This is a genomic window from Nitrospina sp. 32_T5 (assembly GCF_052156635.1).
In the GTDB taxonomy this organism is placed as follows: domain Bacteria; phylum Nitrospinota; class Nitrospinia; order Nitrospinales; family Nitrospinaceae; genus Nitrospina.
Genome location: NZ_JBQKUO010000005.1, coordinates 110031 through 136359, shown reverse-complemented (window position 1 = coordinate 136359; position 26329 = coordinate 110031). Strand labels below are relative to the sequence as shown.

Annotated in this window: 29 protein-coding genes; 10 read left to right on the top strand and 19 right to left on the bottom strand. The window is 56.5% G+C overall.

Going from position 1 to position 26329, the window contains the following annotated elements; all coding sequences use genetic code 11:
• Window positions 1–8 precede the first annotated feature (8 nt).
• Window positions 9–686, top strand: coding sequence for an MgtC/SapB family protein (locus tag ACTRW9_RS13705; protein WP_442427622.1), 678 nt, complete (start codon window positions 9–11; stop codon window positions 684–686).
• Window positions 687–711: 25 nt separating this feature from the next.
• Here the strand turns inward: ACTRW9_RS13705 and ACTRW9_RS13700 are convergent, their stop codons facing one another.
• Window positions 712–1602 carry an acyl-CoA desaturase gene (locus ACTRW9_RS13700; RefSeq protein WP_442427623.1) on the bottom strand — a complete coding sequence of 297 codons (891 nt, stop codon included), beginning with the start codon at window positions 1600–1602 and terminating at the stop codon, window positions 712–714.
• Between the two features lie 221 nt (window positions 1603–1823).
• Here ACTRW9_RS13700 and ACTRW9_RS13695 point away from each other — a divergent pair, with 221 nt between their 5' ends.
• The 6 genes from ACTRW9_RS13695 to ACTRW9_RS13670 all read left to right on the top strand — a co-directional run bounded on the left by ACTRW9_RS13695 (window position 1824) and on the right by ACTRW9_RS13670 (window position 7165).
• A complete protein-coding gene (locus tag ACTRW9_RS13695; RefSeq protein ID WP_442429781.1) occupies window positions 1824–2795 on the top strand; it encodes a sensor histidine kinase in 972 nt (323 codons plus the stop codon).
• Between the two features lie 13 nt (window positions 2796–2808).
• Window positions 2809–3510, top strand: a complete 702-nt coding sequence (locus ACTRW9_RS13690) for a response regulator transcription factor (RefSeq protein WP_442427624.1) — start codon at window positions 2809–2811, stop codon at window positions 3508–3510.
• On the top strand, window positions 3500–4111 hold the full coding sequence (locus ACTRW9_RS13685; RefSeq protein ID WP_442429773.1) for a hypothetical protein: 612 nt from the start codon (window positions 3500–3502) through the stop codon (window positions 4109–4111). Before ACTRW9_RS13690 ends, ACTRW9_RS13685 begins: the two co-directional genes overlap by 11 nt.
• Window positions 4112–4118: 7 nt before the next feature.
• Window positions 4119–4328, top strand: a complete 210-nt coding sequence (locus tag ACTRW9_RS13680) for a hypothetical protein (protein WP_442427626.1) — start codon at window positions 4119–4121, stop codon at window positions 4326–4328.
• A gap of 72 nt (window positions 4329–4400) precedes the next feature.
• Window positions 4401–5735, top strand: coding sequence for an NADP-specific glutamate dehydrogenase (gene gdhA, locus ACTRW9_RS13675; protein WP_442429772.1), 1335 nt, complete (start codon window positions 4401–4403; stop codon window positions 5733–5735).
• 23 nt (window positions 5736–5758) lie between these two features.
• Window positions 5759–7165 carry an alginate export family protein gene (locus tag ACTRW9_RS13670; RefSeq protein WP_442429771.1) on the top strand — a complete coding sequence of 469 codons (1407 nt, stop codon included), beginning with the start codon at window positions 5759–5761 and terminating at the stop codon, window positions 7163–7165.
• Here ACTRW9_RS13670 and ACTRW9_RS13665 read toward each other — a convergent pair.
• From ACTRW9_RS13665 to ACTRW9_RS13630, 8 genes are all read right to left on the bottom strand, one after another.
• Entirely contained in the window at window positions 7162–7509 is a 348-nt protein-coding gene (locus tag ACTRW9_RS13665; RefSeq protein ID WP_442427629.1) for a DUF190 domain-containing protein, read from the bottom strand. The two genes, ACTRW9_RS13670 and ACTRW9_RS13665, sit on opposite strands and share 4 nt — an antisense overlap.
• Window positions 7510–7511: 2 nt before the next feature.
• Window positions 7512–7883, bottom strand: a complete 372-nt coding sequence (crcB, locus tag ACTRW9_RS13660) for a fluoride efflux transporter CrcB (RefSeq protein WP_442427630.1) — start codon at window positions 7881–7883, stop codon at window positions 7512–7514.
• A 103-nt stretch (window positions 7884–7986) separates the two neighbouring features.
• A complete protein-coding gene (locus tag ACTRW9_RS13655) occupies window positions 7987–8559 on the bottom strand; it encodes a TlpA family protein disulfide reductase (protein ID WP_442429770.1) in 573 nt (190 codons plus the stop codon).
• Window positions 8556–8846 carry a cytochrome C gene (locus ACTRW9_RS13650; protein WP_442429769.1) on the bottom strand — a complete coding sequence of 97 codons (291 nt, stop codon included), beginning with the start codon at window positions 8844–8846 and terminating at the stop codon, window positions 8556–8558. Before ACTRW9_RS13650 ends, ACTRW9_RS13655 begins: the two co-directional genes overlap by 4 nt.
• Before the next feature lie 9 nt (window positions 8847–8855).
• Window positions 8856–10076 (bottom strand): transporter, encoded by a 1221-nt coding sequence (locus ACTRW9_RS13645; RefSeq protein ID WP_442429768.1) that lies wholly within the window; start codon window positions 10074–10076, stop codon window positions 8856–8858.
• A gap of 148 nt (window positions 10077–10224) precedes the next feature.
• The gene (locus ACTRW9_RS13640; RefSeq protein WP_442429767.1) at window positions 10225–10632 is read right to left on the bottom strand and encodes a hypothetical protein; all 408 of its coding nucleotides are present in this window, start codon (window positions 10630–10632) and stop codon (window positions 10225–10227) included.
• 59 nt (window positions 10633–10691) lie between these two features.
• Window positions 10692–11306 (bottom strand): HAD family hydrolase, encoded by a 615-nt coding sequence (locus tag ACTRW9_RS13635; RefSeq protein WP_442429766.1) that lies wholly within the window; start codon window positions 11304–11306, stop codon window positions 10692–10694.
• Window positions 11299–12168 (bottom strand): SDR family oxidoreductase, encoded by an 870-nt coding sequence (locus tag ACTRW9_RS13630; protein WP_442427636.1) that lies wholly within the window; start codon window positions 12166–12168, stop codon window positions 11299–11301. The genes ACTRW9_RS13635 and ACTRW9_RS13630 overlap by 8 nt, the downstream gene beginning before the upstream one ends.
• A 273-nt stretch (window positions 12169–12441) precedes the next feature.
• Here ACTRW9_RS13630 and ACTRW9_RS13625 point away from each other — a divergent pair, with 273 nt between their 5' ends.
• A complete protein-coding gene (locus tag ACTRW9_RS13625) occupies window positions 12442–13320 on the top strand; it encodes a DUF4124 domain-containing protein (protein ID WP_442429765.1) in 879 nt (292 codons plus the stop codon).
• A gap of 369 nt (window positions 13321–13689) precedes the next feature.
• Here the strand turns inward: ACTRW9_RS13625 and ACTRW9_RS13620 are convergent, their stop codons facing one another.
• The 6 genes from ACTRW9_RS13620 to ACTRW9_RS13595 form a co-directional block, all read right to left on the bottom strand.
• The gene (locus ACTRW9_RS13620) at window positions 13690–15006 is read right to left on the bottom strand and encodes a hypothetical protein (RefSeq protein WP_442429764.1); all 1317 of its coding nucleotides are present in this window, start codon (window positions 15004–15006) and stop codon (window positions 13690–13692) included.
• Window positions 15003–15845: a PilW family protein gene (locus ACTRW9_RS13615; RefSeq protein WP_442427639.1), complete on the bottom strand. Its 843-nt coding sequence runs from the start codon at window positions 15843–15845 to the stop codon at window positions 15003–15005. Before ACTRW9_RS13615 ends, ACTRW9_RS13620 begins: the two co-directional genes overlap by 4 nt.
• 14 nt (window positions 15846–15859) lie before the next feature.
• Complete coding sequence (locus ACTRW9_RS13610) at window positions 15860–16261, bottom strand: type IV pilus modification PilV family protein (protein ID WP_442427640.1); 402 nt, start codon at window positions 16259–16261, stop codon at window positions 15860–15862.
• 453 nt (window positions 16262–16714) lie between these two features.
• Complete coding sequence (locus ACTRW9_RS13605) at window positions 16715–17557, bottom strand: PilW family protein (protein ID WP_442429763.1); 843 nt, start codon at window positions 17555–17557, stop codon at window positions 16715–16717.
• Window positions 17558–18114: 557 nt separating this feature from the next.
• Window positions 18115–18753 carry a GspH/FimT family pseudopilin gene (locus ACTRW9_RS13600; protein ID WP_442429762.1) on the bottom strand — a complete coding sequence of 213 codons (639 nt, stop codon included), beginning with the start codon at window positions 18751–18753 and terminating at the stop codon, window positions 18115–18117.
• Window positions 18754–18931: 178 nt separating this feature from the next.
• Window positions 18932–19462: a glycine cleavage system protein R gene (locus ACTRW9_RS13595; protein WP_442429761.1), complete on the bottom strand. Its 531-nt coding sequence runs from the start codon at window positions 19460–19462 to the stop codon at window positions 18932–18934.
• Window positions 19463–19688: 226 nt separating this feature from the next.
• On the opposite strand from ACTRW9_RS13595, the gene ACTRW9_RS13590 reads away from it, so the two are divergent.
• Together ACTRW9_RS13590 and ACTRW9_RS13585 are read left to right on the top strand one after the other, a co-directional pair.
• On the top strand, window positions 19689–20303 hold the full coding sequence (locus ACTRW9_RS13590; protein WP_442427644.1) for a hypothetical protein: 615 nt from the start codon (window positions 19689–19691) through the stop codon (window positions 20301–20303).
• Complete coding sequence (locus ACTRW9_RS13585) at window positions 20290–22473, top strand: CHASE2 domain-containing protein (protein ID WP_442429760.1); 2184 nt, start codon at window positions 20290–20292, stop codon at window positions 22471–22473. The genes ACTRW9_RS13590 and ACTRW9_RS13585 overlap by 14 nt, the downstream gene beginning before the upstream one ends.
• A 24-nt stretch (window positions 22474–22497) precedes the next feature.
• Here ACTRW9_RS13585 and ACTRW9_RS13580 read toward each other — a convergent pair whose 3' ends face one another.
• The 4 genes from ACTRW9_RS13580 to ACTRW9_RS13565 form a co-directional block, all read right to left on the bottom strand.
• Window positions 22498–23889 (bottom strand): caspase family protein, encoded by a 1392-nt coding sequence (locus ACTRW9_RS13580; RefSeq protein ID WP_442429759.1) that lies wholly within the window; start codon window positions 23887–23889, stop codon window positions 22498–22500.
• Window positions 23890–23904: 15 nt separating this feature from the next.
• A complete protein-coding gene (locus tag ACTRW9_RS13575) occupies window positions 23905–24936 on the bottom strand; it encodes a hypothetical protein (protein WP_442429758.1) in 1032 nt (343 codons plus the stop codon).
• 227 nt (window positions 24937–25163) lie between these two features.
• Entirely contained in the window at window positions 25164–25364 is a 201-nt protein-coding gene (locus tag ACTRW9_RS13570) for a hypothetical protein (RefSeq protein ID WP_442429757.1), read from the bottom strand.
• A gap of 181 nt (window positions 25365–25545) precedes the next feature.
• On the bottom strand, window positions 25546–26319 hold the full coding sequence (locus ACTRW9_RS13565; RefSeq protein WP_442429756.1) for a tetratricopeptide repeat protein: 774 nt from the start codon (window positions 26317–26319) through the stop codon (window positions 25546–25548).
• Window positions 26320–26329: the final 10 nt, after the last annotated feature.

Genomic DNA, 26329 nt, shown 5'->3' with positions numbered 1-26329 from the left:
TGCGGCTTATGGACATCGAGTGGTGGATAGACGGAGAAGTCCTGTTGCGGTTGCTGCTGGCAATTGTTCTGGGCGGTGTGGTGGGCATAGAACGGGAAATTCACGGCCGTCCCGCAGGGTTCCGCACGCACATCGTGGTGTGCCTCGGCGCGGCGATGATGATCCTCGGCACCGAGTATTATTCACAAAATATGGAGTCGGGTAACATTCTGGATGTCAACCGGATGTCGGCGGGCATCATAACCGGCATCGGTTTTCTGGGAGGCGGAGCCATCTTGCGGGAATCGGACATGGTCCGCGGGCTCACCACCGCCGGGTGCGTGTGGTTCGTCGCCGGACTCGGTATCGTGATCGGCAAGGGAATCTATCCGCTGGCGCTTTGGGGAACCCTGTTCGTTTTCATCATGTTGTTCTTTTTCCGCTTTGTGGGGGACTGGATGCCGGTCGATCAATACAAGGCAATGGTGGTGCAAACCAGCCTGACGCAATACGAAAATGTACGTCAGAAATGCACGGAGGTCTTCCGACGCCATGGTTTTTCCGTGGAAGACATTCATTTCAAACTGGATAATGACCAGAATGAAGCGGAGATCGACTACCGGCTGTCGTTCAGGAAGGGCGCCGACCGCGAAGCGGCGGTGATCGGTATTTCCAGGATTGAAGGAGTGAGGGAGGTGCGGGGGTGAAATCGGGCCTGGCCCGCAGGCGGCGTTACGCCGCCTGCTTGACCATTTCGCCCTGATAGTATTCGTCGGCTTCCGACTCCTTCGGCTGAAGCTGAACCACCTTCAGGTTGGTGGCGAGGCCCAGTTTCCGAAGCAGGCTGATGACCATCCACGTCGGGTCGATTTCCCATGCGTGCAGGCCGTGCCGTGCGGAGCTGGGGAAAGCGTGATGGTTGTTGTGCCAGCCTTCACCGAAAGCGAGCATGCCCACCCACCAGCAGTTGGTGGACAGGTCTTTCTGCAATTTGAAATTCTTGTAGCCAAACATGTGTGAGGCGCTGTTCACCAGCCAGGTTTGATGGTAAACCAGAACCACGCGGACGAAGATGCCCCAAATCACCCAGGGCAGGCCGCCGATGGCGTACAGCAGGCAACCGAACGCGATCTGGATCTTGATGAAGTGGTTGTCCAGGAACTGGTAAAACCGGTCGCCGTTGAAGTCCTTAGTGTAGTCCAGAAGTTTCTGCTTGTCGTCAAAGTCCGAATGCACATAAAACATCCAGGCCATATGGGACCACCAGAAGCCCCGCGCCGCGCTGTGCGGATCGCCGTCGGTGTCGGAGTTGGCGTGGTGCATTCGGTGCTGGCCGACCCATTTGATCGGGCCGTTTTGGCAGGCCAGGGTACCGACGAATACGAAGAAGTAGGCCAGCCATTTGGGCATTTCAAAACTGCGGTGGGTCAGGTAGCGGTGAAACCCGAGGCAGATGCCGAGAGACGCCGTCATCCAGTTGAGCACCAGCATCACCGCCACAGCGCTCCACGAAAAGGCGAAGGGAAAAACGGCCAGCAACGCCATGGCGTGCAGGAAGCCGAAATAATAAACGTTGGCCATGCTGAACCGGTATTTGGGATTGAATTCTCTAATTTCGCCCATGGATTTCCTCTCCACCTGAGAATGCGTTAGAATGAAAATGAAATTGAATTAATGGAAAGCACTTCTGTACTCCCATACAAGATACATTTGATTGGTTTCATTGGATGTAAAAGCTTTGTAACATTTGAAAGAGACGCAATTTGAAGGACTTGCACACCCTGTTTGGGTGAAATTCTGACATGGGTTTTGCCCCCCAATTCTGGAGATTTTGTTTGGCCATCATGAGCAAATTGAGGACGCTGTTCCACCCCATCATGGTGTTCATCGGGGTGCAGATCGCCTGGGTGTTCCTGATGGCGATCTGGATCAACTGGTACCTGAAGAACCGCCAGGATTTTCAGGAGTTCGCCCAGCGTCTTCGGCCGGAGTTGTTTTCGCCTGATCTCAACTGGGTCATCCTGATTGAGGGATGCGTGCTGATGCTGTTCATCCTGGGCGGGGTGATGATCATGTTCGTCTATTACAACAAACAGGCCCGCCTGAACCAAATGCAAAGCGACTTCATCTCCAGCGTGTCCCATGAACTGAAATCGCCGCTTGCGTCGATCCAGCTTTACCTGGAGACGATGAAATACCAGAAGCTGTCGCCGGAGGAGGCCCGCGATTTTGTGGAAACGATGCTCTCCGACACCGAACGCTTGTCGGCATTGATTGAAAACATTCTCGAAGCCAGCAGTCCGGAATCCAAAAACATGCAGTTGCAGTTGAAGCCGGTGGAGATGAAGCCCTTTCTCGAGGAACTGGTGCAGAGCCACCGGCGTCAGTTCGAGGAAAAAAACTGCGCTGCGCATTTGGAGATTGAAGAAGCGCCGACGTTGAACCTGGACAAACGGGCGATGCGGATGGTGTTCAATAACCTCATCGGCAACGCACTTCGTTATTCCTCCTCGGGCAAGCAGTTCAAAATACGAATGGGATTGGAGGGCAAGTATTACCAGATTGATTTCATCGACCAGGGAATCGGTATGGATGAAAAGGACCGCAAAAAAGTATTCAAGAAATTTTACCGGGTGCGCAATCCCCAAACCCAGAACATCGAGGGGGCCGGGCTCGGGTTGTACATTTGCAATGAAATCGTGAAAAACCACAAGGGACACATCGAAGTGAAAAGTGAAGGGCGGGACAAGGGGTGTGTGTTCACTGTGCTGTTGCCCGCAAATGGGAAACCCCCCGGTTCCGGCAATCATTCGTAAGAAGAGTTTTATTATGACAAATGGAAAGAAATTACTGCTGGTCGAGGATGAAAAACACCTGGCGAAAGGTTTGGCGTTCAACCTGGAAAAGGAAGGCTACCGGGTGACGATTGTCGAAGATGGAGAATCGGCTCTCAGGGAATACGAGGAAGGTTTCTACGAAATGATGATCCTCGACCTCATGCTGCCCGGTTTGGGAGGGCTGGAAGTCGCCCGCAAGATCAGGGAAACCGATTACCGTTTCCCCATTCTCATGCTGACTGCAAAATCAACCGACGACGACCGCACCGAAGGATTGGAAGCGGGTGCCGATGATTACCTCACCAAGCCGTTTCACCTGCCGGAACTGCTGTTGCGTGTGAAGGGAATCCTCCGGCGCAAGCAATGGTACCAGCAGGTTTCGCAAAGTGAAGATGTGTACCGTTTCGACGACATGTGGATTGATTTCAAAACGGGCAAGGCACGCGGCCAGAATGGTGACTTCTATCTGACGTCGAAGGAAATCATGATCATGAACCTGTTGATCGCCAACGAGGGGCAGCCGGTGTCCCGTGAAGAGTTGCTGGAGAAGGTCTGGGGTTACGCGCCGGACACGGAGACGCGCACGGTGGATAATTTTATCGCGCGTTTGCGCAAGCATTTTGAGAAAAAGCCGCAGAAACCCTGCTTTATCCAAACCGTGCGTGAAAAGGGCTACCAGTTTGATGCGAAATGACAAATTCTGCATGGATGAGGAACCCGAACCCGGTTTGTGGGACCGCATCTGGAGCCCCGCCTCCGAGCCATGGAAACCGGTCTCCGGGCTGGCGCTTGGCTGTACATCGGTTGCGTTCGCTTACCTTCTTTACCTGATGGCGGTGGACCCGGGGATGATGGACCGTGCGGCACTACGCTTCCTTCACCAGGTCAATCTGGTGTTTCACGAATTCGGTCACCCTGCATTTGGGATTTTCGGCGAGACCATCGGGATCCTGGGCGGCACACTGGGCCAGTTGTTGATCCCGCTGGTCGTGACCGTCGCCTTCTGGCGGCAACGCGATACGGTTGGATTCGCCGTCGGCGGGTTCTGGTTTTTCGAGAACTTTCTGGACATCGCCGTGTACATGGCGGACGCCCGGGCGCTGCGCCTGCCCCTGATTGGAGGGCTGGGGGCGGAGGCGCACGACTGGCGCAATCTGTTTTTTCAATGGGGCCTGATCATGCAGGACACGAAAATCGCCGCCATCACCCGAACGCTTGGGTGGATCGGCATGATCTGGACCTGGATCTGGCTGGGCTGGCGCTGGCTCACCAGTGATCGCAAACCCTACGCGTGAGGCAAGCATGGATGAACAAATCGAAAAACTTCTGGTAGCACTGATGGTGATCATTGATAAGCAGGGTGGGGAGTACCGCCTGGATTCCACTGCGTTTGAAACCATGTTCGAGGCTCGCCATCATAAAGGAATCCAGGTTCAAGAGCGGGGGGAGGAGGGCATCTTCCTCAAACTTGGCGACATGACCGTTCGGCCTGATGAAGCGCAGAACAATTGATCGCCTCAACCGCGGGGTTGGAGAGGAAACTGATACATAAAGAAAGCGTGGTCTCCACGCGGAAAGTGATTTATGGAATTGGACAAGTTCATGGAAGGGTTCGTCAAACGCAACCCCGGCGAGCCGGAGTTCTACCAGGCGGTGCAGGAAGTCGCTGTCTCGGTCATCCCCTACATCAACGAGCATCCGAAATACATCAAGGCCCGTATCCTCGAACGGCTGTCGGAACCGGACCGCATCATCATCTTCCGCGTCTGCTGGGAGGATGACCGGGGCAAATACCGCGTGAACCGCGGTTACCGTGTGCAACACAGCAACGCCATCGGCCCGTACAAGGGCGGCCTGCGGTTTCATCCCTCGGTGAACCTGAGTGTGCTCAAGTTCCTCGCCTTCGAGCAGACATTCAAAAACAGCCTCACCACCCTGCCGATGGGGTCGGCGAAGGGCGGTTCCAATTTCGATCCCAAGGGAAAATCCGAACGCGAGATCATGCGGTTCTGCCAGGCCTTCATGACCGAGCTGTGCAAGCACATCGGCAACAACATCGACATCCCCGCGGGCGACATCGGAGTCGGCACCCGGGAGATCAGTTTCCTGTTCGGGCAGTGGAAACGTCTGCGCAACGAATTCACCGGCGCGCTCACCGGCAAGGGACTGGAATTCGGCGGCAGCCACATCCGTAAGGAAGCCACGGGTTACGGGTGCGCCTACTTCATGGAAAGCATGCTGAAACATAGGGGCGATTCCATCAAAGGCAAAACCTGCGCCGTGTCCGGTTCGGGCAACGTGGCGGTGTTCACTGCCGAGAAACTGATGGACCTGGGTGCGAAGGTGGTGACGTTGTCGGATTCTTCCGGCACGATATACGACAAAGACGGATTGAATGAAGAAAAACTGGAGTTCATCAAAGACCTGAAACTGTTTAAAAAAGGGCGCATTGCGGAGTATTCGGATAAATTCGATTGCGAATATCATGAAGGCAAAAAGCCATGGGGTGTGAAGTGTGATCTGGCCTTTCCGTGTGCAACAGAAAACGAATTGTTTCAGGACGACGCGAAGGAATTGTTAAAAAACGGTTGCATTGCCGTTGCAGAGGGTGCCAATATGCCGTGCACACCTGAGGCAATCCGTGTGTTTCAGGAGGAGCGCATATTATACGCTCCCGGCAAGGCTTCGAATGCAGGTGGAGTTGCGGTTTCCGGATTGGAGATGACGCAGAACACCACTTACATGGCCTGGTCCGGGGAGGATGTGGATCTGCTATTGAAGGGGATCATGGCGGATATCCATCAACAGTGCATCGATTATGGCGTTGTTGATGGCGGCTACATCGACTATGCGAAAGGCGCCAATCTGGCGGGATTCAAAAAAGTGGCTGACGCGATGATGGCTTATGGAGTTCTCTAACATGAAATATAAAATGAAGAGCTATGCGACAGTCAACTTGGATCTGGTGGGTGGTTGCCACCCTGACACTCTGCGTAACCCCGGCCCTGGCGGCAAAAGAAGCCGACCGGCCTCCTTTTAATCAATCCCGGTACAAAGAAGATTACTCTTTTCTGCGGGACGCCTCCCGGCGGACCGATTACCTGGATTCCCTGAAGTTCATCCCTATAGACAGGCAGGGAGACTTCTATTTTTCCCTGGGCGGTGAAACCCGCCAGCACTTCGAATACATCGACAACGAAAACTGGGGGGCGGGCTCCCAGGATGAAAACGGCTGGTACCTGCAACGATACCTGCTGCACGCGGACTTCCACGCGAAGGACCGCTTCCGCCTGTTTTTCCAGTTGCAGACAGGCACAGAGTCGGGCCGTACAGGCGGACCCCGCGGTGTCGATGAAGACCGGATGGACATCAACCAGCTGTTCGCCGACTTCAAACTTCCAGGCTCGGGTGCGTCGAATTTCACCCTGCGGCTCGGCCGGCAGGAGATCATTTTCGGCGCACGACGGTTTTTCAATTACCGCGAACGTCCGAACCTGCGTCTCAGCCACGACGCCGCCATGCTGACGTGGCAGGATGAGAAGACCACCGTCACTGGATTCATCGCGCGGCCGGTTCAGATTTCACGTGATTTCTTCGACAACAACTCAGGTAACGAGCAAAGCTGGTGGGGACTCTACGGCGTTCACAAAACCGGTTGGCGGTTTCCGGTGAATGTCGATCTGTATTACGTCGGACTTAACCACGAAGCGCACGCGTTCGATCAGGGCATCGCCAACGAAATCCGTCACACCCTCGGCACGCGGATTTGGGGAAAGGAGGGCGCGCTCGATTTCGATTTCGAGTTTGTGTACCAGTTCGGCACGTTCGGCGACTCAACGATCAGTGCATGGGCGGCGGCTTCCGACACGGGGTACACCGTGCTTTTTGCGAACGAGCCGTCTGCGAGGTTGAGCGTGCGGGCGGACGTGTACAGCGGCGACAACAACGCCGCCGACGGGGACCTCAACTCCTTCAACCCGATGTTCCCGAAAGGCAAGCACATCAGCCAGAGCGCACCGGTGGGGCTCATCAACACCTACCAGCTTCAACCCCGTGTCAGTTTCAAGCTGGACCGCCACTGGTCGGCGACGGCGAGCACAATGTTTGTCTGGCGCGAGTCCCTGAACGACGGCGTGTATTCCATCGGCAACGGAATATTGAGGACGGGGCAATTGAGCAACGCGCGCTACGTCGGCACGCAACAGGAAGTGGAGATCAAGTACACGTTCGACCGGCATCTCGACATCCGCGCCATCTACAACCATTTCGAGGCGGGATCGTTCATCGAGCAGACGGCACCCGCGAACGATATCGTGTATTGGAGCGGTCTGCTCACTTACCGGTTCTAGCGGGATTTGGTTTCGTCGCCTTCGTAAAACACGATGGTGACTTTTTCTTCGGTTATGAGCCCGGAAGTGACGACGCCTTCCAGCTTCGGCAGGACGCCTTCGATTTTCTCACGCGTGTCGACAACCTCGATGACGATGGGCAGGTCCGTGGACAGGCGCAGGATGGAGGTGGTGTGGTAGTGACTGGTTTTGCCGAAGCCGTCGGTGCCGCGCAGGACCGTTGCTCCGGCCATCCCCTCCTTGCGGAACAGCTCGACCAGGTATTTGTAAAGGGGACGGCCTTCGTGCCGGTCGTCTTCGCCGATGAAAATCCGCAACAGGATCGCTTCGGTTTCTTTTTTCATGATTAAAGGTTCACCGAAATGAGGCGTCCGAGATACACGCCAAGGAGTGCCAGGGTCACCGACCCCACAACGTTGAGGCTGAACAGGCCGAGTTCATTCTGTTCGAGAAGCTTGAACGATTCGTAGCCGAAGGTGGACATGGTGGTGAAGGAGCCAAGCACGCCGATGGTGAGGAACACGCGCGTTTCTTCGGTGAACACGCCCTTGAACTCCGACAGGTACATGATGAGGCTCAGCAGGAAACTACCGATGAAGTTCACGCCGAGTGTCCCCAGTGGAAACGTGACCAGCCCGTTCTGAATCCAGCCGCTCACCCAGAATCGCAGGATGGCGCCTGCAAATCCCCCCGCTCCTATCAGCAATACCAGTTGCATGCCCGCTCGGCCTCCAGGTTGGCAGTGAGTTGTGGCCCTTCAATCCAGCCGCGGGCGTATTGTATCACCCTTCCTGTTTGGATGCGTGCTGGAGTGCGTGGACTCAACCGGAATGGTGTGCCAGGGTTTTCATGATCTGGTGGGAAACCGGCGAGTTCCATTCCCGCGGACCGGATATGTACCCGGCGAGCTTACCGTCGGCTCCGACGAGGTAACTGGTGGGCAGTCCCATGATGAAGTACTTGCGGCGCACTTCCTGCTTTGGGTCGAGCAGGATCGGAAAGCGCAGACCGAAATCCTTCTGGAACTCTTCCACCCGGTCCTTGTTCCAGCGATCGATGTTGATGGTCAGAATCTGAACCACCTCGCCGCCCAGATTTTCGTGCAGTTTCTGGATCGTGGGCAGCTCTTCCTTGCAGGGAACGCACCACGTGGCCCAGAAGTGAATGAGGATGGGTTTGCCTTCGTATTCCTTCAGGCTTACCTTTTTCCCCTCCAGCGTGGTCAGCGTGAAGTCGGGCGCTTCCTTGGCGGTGCGCGGCGGGGTGACGCCGAACTGATCGAACAGCTTCTCTTTCGGCGGCAGGGATTCGGTTCCTGCGCCAGTCAGCAGGAGAAGGGATGCCGCCAGCGCAAACAGCAGGCGAACTTTGTTTTTAAGATTGAAGTGTCTCATCGTGAGTTCCTGTGCAGATAGTTGCGTATGGTTTCCTTCTCGCTTTCAGTGAAAGCGATGTTCTTTTTTTTCATGTGACCCTCCATCACCTTCAGATAGTGGTCCCATTCTTCAGCCGTGTGGCGCTGAGGATGCGGCCAGCTGTGACAGACGGTGCATTTCGCACGGTACAACCTCTCATCAGCTGATCCCGCCTCGGGCAACGGGTTGCCACCGCACCCGGCAGCCAGAACAAGGGCAGCCAGCGATGCGACAAGGAGGAATCGATTTCGAGTAATTCCATTCATACGGCTTCCCTAGAATCCGAGTTCTTTGGGTGCGGGCATGCCTTTGTAACGGCGGCTGTCTTTGGTCGGGATCTCGATGTAATACGAGATCATGATCCGGTAATCCTCGGCCAGCTGTGGCCCGCGCAGGTTCTGTGTCACCGGCGCCGATGCCGTCAGCTCGAGTACGTGCAACGGGATCGGCTGGTACTGGATGCCCGCGGTGACATTCAGCTTCGTTCCGCCGTAGTTGTCCGGGTCGAACAGCGGACTTGTGAACGGTCCGTTGGGATTGAACCCGACGTGGCCGTGTCCCTGCTCCCTCGCCAGCCGCGGCTCGTCGCTGTACCTGCCTTCATAAAACCCGTTCAATTGGAGGTGCACCACCGACTGCGGGTGAAACTGGTACATGCTGTAAATATCCAGCCGCACCTCGTCCCCCTGCTGATAATCCTGGCTATTGTCGTAGAAACGCCCGGTGTACACCAGGTTTGCGCCGTACCAGAACGGATCGCGCGACCCCTGATAGGTCAGTCCGACGATGGGATCGAACGTGCCGCTGCCCATCTGCATCTTGAAGGGAAGCAGGGTGCCGTTCTGCCCAGCCGCGGGATTTTCCGTGAATTCTTTCTTAATGCTTCCCGTCGGCAGGGACACCCCGAACAACATGGAAAACTGTTGCGTCGGCGCCAGGTGATCGTCGGAATACAGCCGGTACTTACCGATGAGTTTGGTGTCGCCGAGGCCCGACGATTCCATGGTGAAGCCCGATCGGCCCGTCGAGGCCTGGAGCATTGAGTTGAAGCGCATGGGCATGGTGTTGTACCTGAAACTGCTCATGAGCATCAGCGCGAAGTCGTCGGAGAACGAATACGCGCCGCCGAACATGGTCATCCACATGTTCATGGACTCCGGCACGGCGGGAAACTTGCCCATGGCCGGCATGCCGACGAGTTCGGAGGTTTTCAGATCCTTGGTGCCGTCCCGCATGGGACCCATGCGCATGAACATCTGGCTGATCTTGAAACGGAACTCCTTCGGTTCCGGAATGCCGCCGCCGAAAATGTTGAGCGGCATGTTGCCGCCGCAGTGCGCGCAGCAGAGGCCAATGTAGGCCTGAGCGTTGGCGGGCAACAGCAGGAACAGGGCCAGCAGGACGGCCATCCCCCGGTGCAGGCCGCCTGCAAAAATGCGTGAGGCGCCGCGGCGCTTTTTAAGTGGTGGAGTCGGACTTTTTTCAATTTCGGTCATGGTTCGTTTGCGTTCTGGATCGATGAAAGTTGCCCGGCAGGCCGGAGGGGGTTCGTTCGGGGTGTTGCCGTTGTTTCACAGAAGACGGACGGACCGAACCGGGAAAAACCTCGTTTGCGCGCAACCGGGATTTAATTAAGGGAATCGATCAGGACGATTTGGGAGGCGGGGAAGGCGGGGACGTCTCCCACAAAACGAAAGGGGAGGGTGTTTTTGGATGAAAAGCGGCCAGCATGAGGGAAGCCAGCCGAGCGGCACCTCCCGCCGGGCCGAAGGTTTTGAGAATCGGGGTGGACTGGGCCGGCATGGTGCCCTGCGGCTGACCGCCGCAGTCGAGACCGAGCTCCGTACGCGGCGACCGGTACGGTTTCCTGTGCGGGCAGGGCTGGTTGGCGTGGACGTGCCGGTGCCCGTTCAAATCGCAGTGCACGGCCTTGTCCGGCTCCAGTTTGAACGGATCGGCCTCATGGTGGCTGTGACCCGAATCCGCGAAAGCCAGCGCTGGGACGGCGATGCATCCTGCCAGTAAAAATGTCGCGAAAACAATGCGTTTCACGGCTATTGACCCCGTTCGTTCTTTTTTTCCTACATTTTATGAATTTTCAGGCGCAAATGTCAAACTTGCCGGCCTGGTCTGGTACGGGAGGCGAGGGCTGAAGTGGTCACCGGCCGCCAGGCACGGGCGAAAAGTTCCGCCAGGTAGCGCGTGGTGTGGTGGAAGGCGCTTTCTCCGCCCGGCACCGGTTTCACATGAATGAAGCGCATGCCCGCATCGATGGCGCCGCCGTCGGTGATGTAGTTGTCGCCGATCATCACCACCTTCGCCGGATCGTCGAGTTTCAGGTAATCCCGCATGGCGGTGTGGAATCCGGCCGGGTCCGGCTTGGGCGGCACGTTGGTGACCACAGGCACGCCTTCGAACTGCTCGAAGCGGTCCTCGAAGGCGTTGGTGAACAGCGCCACTTTCAATCCCACCGCCTGCAATACTTTGACGTGCGTCACCACCGAATCGGGAAACGTGCGTGTGTGGTGGGGACCCAGCGTGCCGTCCACATCCAACAGAACGCCCTCGATGCCGTCGGCGAGGAGGTCGTCGGCCGGCACGTCTTCGAACCGTTTCACCCGGCGGTAGGTTTTCAGCCGGTCGGGCGAAAAGGGCAGGGCGAGGAAGCGGGCGACCTTCACCCACTTCAAGCCCTCACGCGGCGCGGGAGAACCCTCTTCAGCCATTATGCCACCGCACGCCGGTCATCTGGCCGCTGATGTCCCACAGCCGGTCCTGCAAACCGGTGTCGTAGGACACCGGAAGGGTGGGCACGGAGCGTTTGCGCACGAAGTAGGTGCCGGTGACCTTTTCCACGGCGGGGGAGGCGGCCAGGTGAATGAGTGTCCGCGCCCCGTTCTGCGGGCGGATGTAAAACGGCCGTGCAAACACCTTGGCGAGCTTGTACCACAGGGGCCCCGCGTGGCCGAAGTTGGTCGCCACCACGCCGGGGTGCATGGCGTTCACCGTGATGCCCGAACCCTCCAGCAGGCGCGCCAGCTTGTATGTGAACAGGATGTTCGCCAGCTTCGATTGCGCGTAGGCGGACATGGCGCGGTAACTTTTTTTCTCGAAGAACGGGTCGTCGAAACGGATGGAGCCGATGAGGTGCACGATCGACGAGACGTTGATGATGCGTGACGGCGCGCCCGCCTTCAACAGGTCGAGCAGGCGCAGGGTCAGCACGTAATGCGCGAGGTGGTTGACGGCGAAGGTGGTCTCGTAGCCGTCCTCGGTCAGTTCCCGCCGTCCCTGCAGGAGCCCGGCGTTGTTGATGAGCACGTGCAGGACGTCGTAACGCGCGCGTATCTTTTCAGCAAGTTCCTCCACCTGGTGGAGCGAGGCGAGGTCGGCGATCATCAGCTCCATATCGTCGTTGCCGGTGCGCTGGCGCAGCGAGGCCAGTGCCGCTTCCCCCTTTTCGGGATTGCGGCACACCAGGATCAACCGCGCTCCCATGTACGCCAGGGCGCGGGCGGTTTCGTACCCGATGCCGGAGTTGGCGCCGGTGATCAGGCACGTGCGGTTCTTCATGGAGTTGGTGATCATCGTGATTCGGTACCTGCCAAAAACCCGGAATAACCGGGCCCTGTAGAGGATACAAGTATAAACCAAAGTCGGGTCGATTGCATTTCTCAGGATGTCATGATAAGGTATTCAGTTACAATAAGTTATGGCGTGGTGCCGAGGCGGCGGGAAGCTTCTCAGCCGTCGCGAATGAAAAAGGGGGCAATCCTGTACCGGGCAAACCTTCCGCTTTTCACGAAAAGCAAGGGACCGCACCCGGTCGGTTGGGAGAATCGAGCCGTGAGAGAAACCATTATGAATCGTTTCAAAAAATCGGTGCTTCTTGGCGTGGGTGCGCTGGCACTGTTTCCGGCGTCTGCCGAAGCGGAGATGTTCCGTTGGATCGATGATGCGGGCATGGTGCACTACAGCGATTACCGCTCGTCCATCCCCGTGCAGTACCGGGACCAGATCAAAGGCCAGGTCCCGCCCCCGGTGGACCAGTTTGCGCAGGAAAGCATCCAGCAGGCAAAGCTGACAACCGGCAAGGGGGAAGGCCAGTCCCTGGCTACGGGCGAGGGCTCGAAGAACCAGGAAGCCGGCAAGGAAGGTGAGGGCGGCAAGGAAGGCGGCGGCGAAGGCGAAGAGGCCGGGCCGTCGATCGACCCGGAGCTGGCCAAACTGCTGGTGGAAACCCGCGATTACCTGGCCCACGAAAACGCGGTGTACCGCCGCTGGATCCGCGCGGCGAAGTTCGACAAGGAAGAGGGCCGGTTCTTCGTCATGCTGGTTCACAAGCACCTGCCGCGCAAGGAAGAGCTGATCAAGAAAATCGAAATCACCGAAGCGGCCAAATCCGTCCCCGTCTTCAATACGGTGAAGTTTCATTTGATGGATGAAGCCGCGGCCGACAAGGAAACCAAGGTGGGGGGCAAGGACTACCTGGAACGGCTGGCGGACATGGAGAGGCGCCTGAAGAGCGCCCTCATTGCCAAGGATGAATTCGTTGAAACCCTGAGCAAGGAACTGGAAAAAGCCAAGGTGGATGAAAAACTGGTTGCCGAAATGCAGAAAGTGATCGAGCAGGAGGAAGAAATCGCCAAGCAGACCCGTCCTTCCTCCATCAAGGTCGAGGAAGTGGGGAAGAAGAAGCCGAAGCCGACCGGCCAGGTTCCTCCGCCTCCCGGAATGTAAGGGGTTTGGGCCTCCCTGTTGCCAGGGAAACCTTTGCATTCGTCATTAAAATAAATCAGAGGAAACCACCCTCACCCCAGCCCGTCACTCTGGAGTGCTCCCGTCGAGGGAGAGGGAGTGTTAAAAGTTCCTTCTCCCCTGGCGGAAGAAAGCCAGGATGAGGGGGATTCATGACTTTTCAATCCGGGTATCAATCGAACCGTGGATTGACCACTCGAACCCAAGTTGTGCAACGCTCTCTTGCAAAGTAGAAGAAGGCTCCGTCCTGGCGGCATGCCTTCGCTTTGGAGAGCGGTGAGTGAAGAGCAATAAAAAAGGGCGGCCCGCGGGCCGCCCTTTTCTATTACATGGGATCGATTGCGTCGGCGATCAGGCTCCGGTTTCGAACCAGTCAACCACGCTGACGTTGTCGTTGAACACCGCGTTGGCGAGGTTGATGCCTTCACAACTGTAGTTGATGGCAAAGTTACCACGGATATCGGCCTGCGCCTGGGTGCCGTTGCCCACCACCAGCGCGCCGTTGATGGTACCGGAACCCACACCGGTGGTGTCGGTGGCGGTGCTGCTGCAGGTGGTGCAGGCACCGACCAGGATGATGCCGTTCCAATTCGTGGTACCTGCAATTTTCAAGTTGCCGTCCACGATCAGGATGCCGCTTCCGGTCAGGTTACCCGAAAGGTCCAAATCACCTGTTACGTAAGTAACCTGGGGGCTGGCATCGGTCCCGTAGGTACCGCCACTGAAATGCTGGTTGCCGGTGTAGTAATTGGAAACCAGGTCCGGCGTGCCGTCATTGTCGCCGTCCGCGGTCAGCATCTGATGCAGTTCGGTACTGTCCGCACTGGAAAACGTGGTCTGGCTGGTGATGAAATCCCGCGAGTTGGAATTGACTCCGGTGTAATTGCCGTCATTTTTATTGGGGTTGCCGCCCGGAACCTCCACGCAGGTGTTGGTGGCGGCGGTGGAACAGTTATTCATGTTGTTGACCTCGGTGACCGGGCCGCTGGATTCAAAGCCAATGGCGGCCTTGCCGGGACAACTGGCATCCGGGTTGCCGCTCAGGTCCAGACCATTGCCCCCGGCTGAATCCGCGCCGTTGACCTCGAAGGAGTTACCGGAGATGTTGACGGCCGAAAGCGGGCCCACCATGGTCAGCGCCGAGGGAAAGGTGGACGGCGGAAGATCGAACTTGTAAATGTTGGCGCGGATGGTTTTCTCCACACCCGTATTGGACGTGCCCACGGCGGTGACGACCAGGACCTTGTCCGTATCGGTCGTGGTGTCGCCATCCGGCTCCGTGTTGTCGTCCACGCGGATCTTGTAGGTGCCATTCGCGTAGTTGTATTCGTTGTAGTTGGCCCCGTTAAAGGAAACCACGGTGCCGCCCGGCTCCAGCAGTCCCGCGTTCGTGCCCAGGATGGTGTCCCGGCTCATGGTCTTGGTCATCCGGATGGCTTCCTGCACGCCCGCCTCGGAAATGTAGAACGCTTCCTTGGATTCCTGGTAGTTCGCGGTGCGCGTGTAATCGTTGCGGGTCATGTTGATGGCGGCCGGAATGAGACCGATCAAGACGACCATCATCAGGAGAACAACCACCAGAACCGCCCCGGACTCGTTCCGGTGGGACTGGGGTTCCCCGATGTTCCCTGTAAAGCTGTGTTCGTGGTTTTGGTTGTGAGTATTCATGATCCCATGTTCCTCAAGTTGACATCGGTTTTAAGAATAATATCCTCCGCAAAGTCTTCGGGATCTTCCATGGTCAACGTGATCCCGATTTTGCGGATGGTGTGAATGTTGTTCGAACCCGTGGTGTTGCCCACAGAGCTGGTCCAGCCGGTATTGGATAGTGGAACGGTCACGGTAGAGCCGGCGGAATTGGAGTAGGTGAAGGCGACGGATTTCACATTGTGGACCAGCGGCACCACGGGGTCTCCGTCATCAAAAAACTGGACGATATTGGTAGTGGCATTGTGGGTGATGCGCTGGTACCTCATTTTGCTGACCTGCACGGTATCCGTGGAGACCGAAAAGTCCTGGTTCGGATACATGGACAGGTTTACGATGTTGCCCCCGACCGCGGTGGTGAAACGGACCATGTTCCACTGGTCCGCCTGCTTGACCGTGCGTAGCATCAGGTAGCCGAAGCCTCCCGTCTGCGTTGCCATCAGGTTTGCGTCCTGCACGTTGAGCAGCACGTCACCGGAGGTCACATCCGCCGTCACGGCGGTGGTGGCGTCGTCGGTGTTGATCCACCAGTAAACGTAATTGGATCCTACGCTGTACAGTCCGTGGCTGCGCGGCATGCCGTAGCCGATGCGGCGCAGTTCCTTGGCCAGTTCGTTGATTCCGGCCCGGCCTGCGGCACGGATCTGGGAGGCGGCCTGTTCGGTGCGGATCACCTTTTCCTGCTTCATGAAGGTGTACATCGCCGCACCCATCACAACGGTGGTGATGCCCATGACGATGATCAGCTCGATCACCGAAAAGCCCTTTTGGTTTCTATTGAGTTGGGTCCATGTACTCATGATGACCTCTATGGTTAATCCTGGTTCAACCGGGTTTGCAGGGTCCGGGATTCAGTGACGCCGGAACGACTCCAACTGACCGTGACCACGACATCCGTCTGGTCCGACGTGCCGGAGATGGTCCAGTTGCGCGTGAACTTGTTGCCGCCTGCGTTGCCGTTTTCGTCCAGGGTGTCCGATCCGTTGTTGGAGCTGGTCAGGGTGGTGCTCAGCGCCTGGTTTTTGAGATCTTCCAGTTTTTCCGCGGCAAGGGTGGTGGCCAGCGTGGCCGATTCCAGATGGCCGCTTTTATTCAGTAAATTGCCGAGAAAGAAATTGACCGTGAGCAGGCCCATCACGAGGATGGCCATGCCGATCAACAGCTCGATCAACGTGAAGCCGGATTCATTTTTGGTGTGTTTTTGTCGAGGTTCCATGACTCCCCCACTAGGTTTAATTATAAACCTCGTTTAAAGTTCGGCTCCGCTTTTTCAGCTTCTCCCCTCTAGAAAGCAATTTTTGAGCCGTTTTCGATGAAAATCGTGTTTCTGATATAACGATTCCCATAGAATGAGTTGTTTTTCAACACTTAAGGAATTTCACAAAAGAATAAGACAAAATCAGGAATATCGGAATACCTGATCCCAAAGGACAAATTTTGTCCAAATTCCGTATAAAATTTTATAACCGGCCCCGATTTGGGCCCGATTTGGACCCGGATCCCGTATAAATATTATAAACGATTAAAAATCAAATTCTTATGAAAGAATTGGAGCGAATGGCAAACGGGCCGGTCCTGGTTGCCTGCAGGAACAAGCGCAGACAGGGGGACGAGAAGCAGGGTGAACGGGTCGCGTTCGGGAGGAGGACTGTTTTCTGGAAGTGGGAGTTTAAGACCCCATGTTCCTCAGGTTGACGTCGGTTTTGAGAATGATGTCCTCGGCAAAACCCTCCGGGTCTTCCATGGTCAGCGTGATCCCGATTTTGCGGATGGTGTGAATGTTGTTCGAACCGGTGGTGTTGCCCACGGAACTGGTCCAGCCCGAATTGGATAACGGAACGGTCACGGTACTGCCGGCGGAATTGTAATAGGTGAAGGTCACGGTCTCTACATTGTTGACCAGGGGCACCACAGGGTCTGCGTCATCAAAAAACTGGACGACGTTGTTGGTGGCATCGTGGGTGATGCGCTGGTACTTCATTTTGCTGACCAGCACGGTATCCGTGGAAACGGAAAAGTCCTGGTTGGGGTACATGGACAGGTTCAGCGTGGTGCCGCCGCTGGCGCTGCTGAAGCGGACCATGTTCCACTGGTCGGCCTGCTTGATGGTGCGGAGCATCAGGTAGCCATAGCCGCCGGATTGGGTCGCCAGCAGGTTCGCATCCTGCACGGTGAGCGCCGTGTCGCCGGAAGTCACGTCTGCAGTCACGGACGTGGTGGCTTCGTCGGTGTTGACCCACCAGTACACGTAGTTGGTGCCGATGCTGTACAGGCCGTGGCCGCGCGGCATGCCGTAGCCGATGCGGCGCAGTTCCTTGGCCAGCTCGTTGATGCCGTTGCGTCCCGAGGCGCGGATCTGGGCGGCGGACTGTTCGGTACGGATCACTTTTTCCTGCTTCATGAAAGTGTAGATCGCCGCACCCATCAGGACCGTAGTGATTCCCATGACGATTAGCAGTTCGATCACCGAAAAACCCTGTTGATTCTCTTTATTTTTGGTCAAGGTAAGCATGGCGGCCTCTGTTTATGATTCCGTTGCAGCCGGATTTAAAAATTAATGCAAATATATTGGTATTGTTGACGGGGGACGAGTCACCCTTTTTTCCGATCCATTTCTTGAAGTGAAATTTATTATAAGGGCCGAACCCATACTTCAAAAATGAGACGGCCCCTGGAATTCCAGGTTGCAGGAAAGGGCTGCCCCCTCAATACGCGAATCCCCAATCTGAATCTCGCAACGGTCATGGGAACGAACCATTTGGTGCATCCCGGTTTGCGGCCCGTGCTGGTCTGCAGAGTGCAATTCTTAAGCCACTTCAAGTGTACATCTATGATCAAACTTCTTAATATATTGATTTATATGAGATTTACAAGGGTTGAGAATTTTTGGACCTGAAATCAATCTGGCGAAGGCGTTGCAAAGTTGTGACCGGACTGACAAACTTTTGCAACCCACTGTTCACATTTTTCAACAATCGGTTCCCCAGGTTCCTCTTTTATGAGGCGGCCCATTTTTCTATTTCAGGTGTTTGAAGGGCCGATTCCATCGGCCCTCGCCACCGGCGTTGTTCATTTCCAGGGAGCGTCGCTCTGGCCGGTATAATGCAATACACGGATTTCGCCTGAGGTCTTGAGAAACTGCAGGGCGCGCATGTTTTTTGCGGTGACGCCTGCGTCCTCTTTGGGAATCAGGTAGACCACCCCGTTGTCGCTGGTCTGCCCCATGGGATTGAAGGTCAACCGGGTTCCCCCGTTGAACAACTGAACCCCCCGGTTGCCAACGGGCTTGCCGTTCCAGACGTTTTTGAGGTCCGGCAACGATCCGCCGTAGAATTGCAGGTGGTCGCCCAACCCGAATTCCTCGTGAAACTCCCCCGTGTCCGCGACTCCATTGCCGTTGATGTCCTCGTGAACGTTGAAGGCATTGCGTTCAGGAAAGAAGGTAACAGAAACCAGCTTGCGTTTTTCCACCGCGGTATTCTGGGCCATGACAAGACGGTCGTAAAAGGCCACGACTTCCTGGTTGGTCTTGATGCCGTTCCACCAGTTGAGAAGCCGCGGGATGCCCATGAAAACGAGGATGAGGACGATCACCACGCCGGTCACGATTTCCGCGAGCGGCAGTTCTTTTCGGGGTCCGGTTTCCGGCTCGGGTTCGGGGGGCGGTCGCCGGGAAGGACGATTGAGAGGGGATTGACGGGTTGCCATCCAGAGCGTCTCCCTTTAAGGGGTTCGAGGCTTCGGTTCCCTGTGGAGCCCCGAGGCTGTTAAAGGCGATTGAAATAATTAGAGTTATTCTATTCTAACAGAAAACCGGAGAAACGGAAGGGTTTTCCTGCTGTCATAGGTTTCCGGGAGGCGGGGGTCGGTTCCGCCCGATCGGGGATTATTTGATACCGGGGCTGACCGGGATGAGTTGGATGTTCATCCGCTTTTCCTCGCAGAGGGTGTCGAGGGCCTTCTCCACGGGTTCGATTCCTTTCGACAGGGTGCCTTCTATATGCAGGTAGAAGGTGGGTTTCGGCGACCCGGGTTCCTCGTCGAAGTTGGAATCCAGGTGCAGGATGTTGAGACCGGCGTCAGCCAGTGCGGTGGTGACGTCCTCGACGATACCCTTGCGGTCCTCGGCATAGATGCTGACGCGGATGTCGGGCTGGCGGTGGTGTTCCAGTTTTCCCGGCACCGGGTGAATGTTGAATGTGAGGCCCAGGTTGTCGCCAATGGGTTGAACCACCCCGATCAGTTCATCCTGCGTGCCTTCCCAGTGAACCATCATCATGATGGTGAAGTTGTCGCTGAGCGCGGCCATGGAGGACTCACCCAGGTTGCATCCCGCCCGGCATAAAGATGCGCTCAAACGGGCGACAATGCCCGGCCGGTCTTTTCCCACCATCGAAAGCATGAACCAGTTTTCCATTCGAATTCCTCGCGCCCCTTGGGTTATCTCTAAATCATTGTTTCAGAAAACGAATCTCCTGTAAAGCAAAACGCCCGGATAAATCGTTCCCTGCAGGCGGTTCGCATTTTGGGATCGGATGGAAGCGCGAAAACGCAGTTTTGAATTCGGGGTTTTGGCTTTAGAATACCAATGAGGGTTCATCATTCACACCCATCCCATTTTTGTCCACCCGATGAGAGGAATTATGAAAACAACCAAACTGGTATCGGCAGGATTGATCGTGCTGGCCGCCTTGTTTCTGTTCGTCGAAAATGCCATCAGCGATGAGGATAAAGTCCGTGCCAAGATCGCCATCGAAATCCGCAGTGACGATGATTCAATCTGGGCCCGGGCACGCGACAACATCACCTCCCAGGACAAGCTTCGCATCGTGGTGATCCCGCGCACCGACCTGCATGTTTACGTGATCTACTCGAACTACGAGAAGGCGCAACTCCTTCTGCACGAAAAAGTTTCCGGCGAATCGGTGCTGAAACTGCCCGCCGGCAGCAATTTCTTCCAGGTCGACGGCACCCGGTCGCAGGAAGCATTCTGGGTGGTGTGCAGTCCGGAACCGCTTGAAAGTCTGGAAAACGATTTCTCCGGCCGGGAGGCGTCGCACGACCGCTGGGAAAAAATGGCAGAGGGGCTTTACGACAAGGGCGGGCTCGACATTGCCGAAAAAATGAAAAAGCCGATTTCCATGGCCGGGGCGGTGCGCAGCCTGGACATGTCCGAAGACCAATTGAAAGAGGACCTGCTCACCTTCACCGGCCAAACTGTCCTGATCAAACGCTTCGTGTTTGATGTTACGGAGTAAAAAGTTTCTAAAACTCATCCTGCTGCTCCATGCGGGGCTGGTGCTGGCCCTGCTTGGGTTCTGGCTGGTGCGGGGAACGGTGTGGACCAGTTGGGATTATCAGGTACTCGACCGGTTCCACAAGCGGGCCCTGGAGGAGGGTAAAGGCCCGACGGCCTCGCCCCGCCTCCTGTATCTCCTGATCACCGACGACGCCTACGAAGATTTCGGCCGGAACGCGCTGGACCGCAGATACATGGCCCGGGTCAACCGCATCCTGTCCATGTTGCGCCCGGAAGCGGTGATGTTCGATATCATCTTCGCGCGCGAAGGGGATGCGGAGGAAGACAGGAAGTTCGCCCGCTCCCTGCGTCGTCTTCGTACCGCTTACCTGCCCATTGCTTTTCACATCTCGGATTCCCCCCAGCCGTTTCAATGGAAACCGGGCACGGTTTACGAAAAGAAGAACGAAAAAATCTCCGCGAAGCTCGAAGAGAAGGGACAGGGCGTTCCTTTTTATGGCGACCAGCCGGTTCTCCAGAACGACCTGTTTGCCAAAAAGGCACAAGGCACCGGGCACATCAACGCACATAACGACTCCGACGGGGTGTACCGTCATTTTCCTCTTGTGATTAAGCTGGGTGAGCGGTTTTTCCCTTCCATGCCCCTTCGAATTTATCTCGATCACGTCCGCGTGCCATTCGACAGCGTCCGCATCGAATGGGGCCGGGCGCTTACCATCCCGGCTTTCAAGGGAAGCCTGCTGAATGAAGCTGTCGTGGTTCCCATCGACGAACGCGGCCAGGTGTACGTGCCCTACTCAGGCACGTGGGAAAACGATTTCCCCAAGGTGGCGGTCACCCGCCTGCGCGAGCTGTTTGCGGATGAGGACATGCAGGGCAACCTGAGCGAGTTTTTCGGCGGGCGTTTCGTGATGCTGGGCGATGTGTCGCAGGGCATCAGCGATATCGGCCAGACACCGCTGGAGGAAAATGTACCGCTCATCGCCGTGCACGCCTCGGTGCTGAACGGGTTTCTGGAAAACCGGTTTTATGACCGCTGGGCGGACTGGCAGGTTTATGGAGTGGTTATCGGATTCAGCCTGCTGGTGGGAGTGGCGGCCTGTTTTCGCAAGCTGTGGATATATTACGTGACGGGGGCGGTGTCCTTTGCGGCGGTCCTGGCTTTGGCGTGGTGGCAGTTCACGCGGTTTTCCCTGTTTCCGATCACCTCGGTGACAGCCGCCTGCCTGGTGGTGTTCGTGGGCCTGGTGGTGGGATTGCAGGTGTCGCTGGCCCGGCACGGGGCGTTCATCCGTACGGCGTTTTCACGTTACGTTCCCTCGCAGGTGGTGGAACAGCTTCTGGAGAACCCGGACCTCTTACGGCTCGGGGGCGAGGAGCGGGAGGCGACGGTGTTGTTCTCCGACCTGGAGGGGTTCACCACCGTTTCGGAGACCATGCCCCCGCCGAACCTGGCCTCCCTGCTCAATGAATACCTCACCGAGATGACCCGCATCGTCATCGAAAACGGCGGGATCATCGACAAGTACCTGGGTGACGGCATCATGGCGGAGTTCGGCATCCCGCTGGCGAGCCCGAATCACGCCGATCAGGCCGTGCGCGCAGGGCTCGCCATGCAGGTGGCGCTTCGCACCCTGAACGCGGAATGGGAAAAGCAGGGCCGTGTGCAGGTGAATTGCCGCATCGGCATCCACACGGGCATGCTGGTTGCGGGCAACCTGGGGTCGGACCAGGTGTTCGACTACACCGTCATCGGCGACTCGGTCAACCTCGCCTCGCGTCTCGAAGGGGTGAACAAGCTGTACCGCACGCAGGTCATCATCTCGGAAAAAACATTCAGCCTGCTCACGCCGGAGGTGTTCCGCGTGCGGCCGCTCGATATCATCAAGGTAAAAGGCAAGAACGAACCGGTTCGGATTTTCGAGGTGTACGGACTGGAGGTGAAGCCCATCACCGAAGAGGACATCGAATACTACCGATTGTATGAAGAAGGATTCCAGGCCTACCTGAACAGGGAGTTTGCGAAAGCAACTGAATTTTTCAACCGGGCCTTGAAGCTGCATCCCGACGACGCCCCCTGCCTGAACATGATCAACCGCATCGACCGCCTGCAGGTTGAGCGCCTGCCCGCGGACTGGGACGGGTCCACCGCACTCGACTTCAAATAGAAAACGGCCCGCCGTCCAATGGGATCAGCGCCGGTCCCGGCGGAGTTTGTTCCCCCGCGATTTCGCCCATAGTCTGGCGCGACGGATCTGCTTCCGCGTCATGTGTTTCTCCAGCTTGCCAAGCGCATTTTTGGCTTCAGGATTTTTGTGCGAAGCGATCAGCATCCATTTGTACGCCTCCACCACGTTGCGCCGTGTGCCCCAGGCTTCCACGTACATGCGTGCGAGCATCATCTGAGCCAGCGCATTTCCGCGCGCGGCCTGAACTTTGAGGATACGAAACGCGGTGGCGTACTGTTTCAGCTTGATTGCATGATGCGCTCTTTGCAGGGCCGTACCCGTCATACTGTCCTGGGTTTGGCGCGTTTCGGTGTGGTCGGTTGTGTTTTTTGCTGGTGGGTCCAGCCGGGTTTCTTCCTGAAGCTTTGCGTTTTCTTTTTCAAGCTGCACCTTTTCCGATTGGAGGCGGGCGATGGTCGCCTCCAGTTCGCTCAACTCGGTTGCCGCGTTCATGGAATCCGGCGTCGCTTCAGGTTCTTTGGGGTCCAGCCGGAACACGAAGTCGCCCTTGTCGAGAAAGGGGTTTCGGATGCGCCCGTATTGAGGGTGCTGGGAGCCCTGCGAGTAATTCACCACCTTGGCCTGCAGAAACTCACCCAGCTCGACTCCCGTCAGGTAACCGTCCCCGTCGGAATCGCCTTCCCCGTTCAACGCGGCGATGAACTGGTCGCGGAAAATGCTTTCGTCCGGCACCGTTTCATCCGCGCTTCCGGCGGTCACGAATTGCCGCACCGGCTGACTGGTTTTGTAACTGATGTTTTCCGGCACCGCGCGGGAGAGGGCGAAGATCGATCCGGAAAAGCAACTGTCGAATAAAAACAGCGCGTGCTTGGACTCGATGCGCTTGGCATACACCTCGATGCGTTCCATATCCATGGCCCGCGCCAGAAAGCCTTGCCGGTCGCGGTTGGGATTGGGCGCGTCCGCGGGAACGATGTAGCCCATGTCGCCGCCATAGGCCAGCTTCAGTGTGTGACCGTGGCCGGCAAAATAAAAAAGCAGGCGGTTGTCCACCCCGTGACCGTACCGGTTGATGAAATCGTTGAAGGCTTTCTGCAAGGTCTCGTGGTTGGGATTCATGACCACCACCACATTGAAGCCCTGTTTCTCCAGCGCATTTTTTACCAGGTTCACGTCTTTGTTGACACCGGGAAGGTCCGGCCAGCCTGCGGTGTAATCGCTGACACCGACGATCAGGGCGTGACTTTCCTGGTACAGTCCGACCTGGTTGCCCTCCGCATCCTCGATGGGTACGACGCGGATGCCGCGTTCTTCCGCGAGAGTGATTGCAGGCAACGCCAGAGCGGCGGCGAAGAGTCCAGCCATCAGGGCCGAACAAATGGATTTGGATTTCATGTGTCCAGGACTCCCTTAAAAAAATTTCAATATGTCTTCGTAGATCATAACGAGATAAGTAGCGCAGCCGATGCTGAGCGCCGGACCGCCCAACAGTTTCAGCCGCGTGTGCAGGGTGAGGTGGCCCAGCACTTCCTCTTCTTTGCGGTTGCTGATGAGGAACAGCGAGGGTTCCGTTTTTTTGAACACCATTTTGGTGTTGGAATACAGTTTGGCGAACTGGTCGCGATTGTATTTGTCGACCATACGCTGTCCGATCACCTTCGCCCCCCATTCCAATTCGTCGGGATTCAGCACACCGTCTTTATCGCGGTCGAAGCGTTGTTTCAGTTTGGGGTGTTTCTGCACCAGCTTTTTGGCTTTGAGGAAGGTTTTGAAGTCGAGTTTTCGTTGTGCCGCGAGTTTCAATCCCGAATCGGCGTATCCCAGGATGTAAACGGTCTCCCCCGCCATGAATTTTTTTTCAGTCACCCGGTATTTGCCGGAGGTGCTGTCTGCGTCGTCCGTATCGAATTTTTTAAGTTCCTTTTTATTTTCGGCAACGGCCTGTTTGAAGCGCTGGCGCACCTCGTCGCGCAGGTAGCGGTCCAGATGCTGAACAAATCCCTTTCCCTTCTGGATGATCTGCGCGCCTTCGGCGAACACCAGCGCATTGGCGCCACTGCCGTCTTCCACATAGAATCCCTCGTCGGAATGAAGAGTGTCGATGGTCACCCAACGGGAGGAGTTGCGACTCCGCACCAGTTTTTCGATTTCCAGCGCGTAGAACACGCAGGCATCGCCGCTCATCGGGGCGGTCAGCAGGCGGTCGTCATCACATACGATTTTCCCGGAAATCTCGACGTCCGTTCCTACTGCGCCGGTGGCGATGCGGGAGGTGGGGATGTCTTCCACCGTCCTTTTGGTTTTGAGGTCGCGGAATCCCTTGAAGAAAAAATAAATCCCCGCGAAAAACCCCATCACCGTGTACATCACCAGTTCCAGGTCCACCCGGACCTCGCTGGATGTGGCGGACATAATGATGTGGGCCACATACCCCGAATTCATCAAAAGCGCTCCGGTTCGTTAACTCATTAATAAGGATAACGGCTTGATCGAAAATTTGAACTGTTTTGTGAGTTGGGGTCCGCCGGGAAAACCGGTATGACGGGAACGAGGAATCATACGAAGTCGAGAACAATTTGAAATTCCGCAGGTAAGGTCAAATTGGAGGCCCGGCCCGGAAGGTCGGACACGGTCCGCCTTCGCGGGCCGCCGTGGGAGATGGAATTCGATCAGGAATAATATGCGCCGTAGCGGTAGATCCGGAGTTCGCGGCGAATTTCTTCCTGGTCCGGCTGGGAAGCGGGTGCGGGTTGTTTGGACTGTGCATCGGTGAAACCGCGGGTATCGGGAACGTGTTGGCGGCCGGGGTCCGGGGTGTCCACCGAATACCGGTTGTTGGCAAACTTTTCGTTTTCAATGGTTGCGGTCATAGGCAAAAACCTCCTGAATTTTTTTTGGTCGATCATGCCAGGGTTTATTTGACCCGGTATCAGGCAATGGATTGAGCCTTGGGAGAGGGGCTCTCCCATCCGGGTAGGAAAAAATAAAATCGCTGGGGGAGGGAGGCAAGTTTTGCCTCAAAAAATTATATGTAAAGTGGGACCCGTGGGCTCAGGAGGTGGGTTTCCAACTGGCCACCCAGGCATCGGCTTTTTGTTTCTTGGAGGTTTTGATGCGCGGGGTGATGAATTCCAGGCTTCTTTGGGCGTCCTTGTTGCCCCTGGTGGCAGCCAGCGAATACCACTGGTACGCCTGCACAATGTCCTTTTTCACCACGTCGCCGTTTTCGTACATCATGGCGAGGTTCATCTGGGCCAGCGGATGCCCCCTCTCGGCGGCGGGTTTCAGGTAAGTGTGCGCCTTTTTATCATCGATGACCACGCTGGTGCCGTGATAATACATGTCCCCCAGAATCGCCTGCGAATCCAGGTGACCCTGGTCCGCCGCCAGGATAAGCCACTCGCGGGCCTTGTTGAGGTCCTTATCGGTACCGGTGCCTTCCATGTAAGCTAGTGCGGCATGATATTGACCCATCACATACCCGCCCTTACCGGATTCTTCGAACCACTTGAGGGCGGTGGGCGCGCTGCGTTTGAATCCACCGGTTCCGTTTTTGTAATACCAGCCAATTTCAAAAAGGGCCCACGGTTGTTTCTCCTGGGCGGCTTTCTTGAACCATTCCACCGCCGTTGCGACATCGCGCTCCACGCCCCGGCCGTTTTGATACATGTTGGCGACGTACCACATGGCCTCCGGGTTGCCGCGTTTGGCGAGAACCATGAAGTGGGCCATGGCGGTTTTGAAATCGCCCCGCATGAAGGCCTGTTCTCCCAATCCGTAATCCACCTTGGCCCTGAACGGATTCGGTATGTAATCGAGAAACATGGCCGCACCG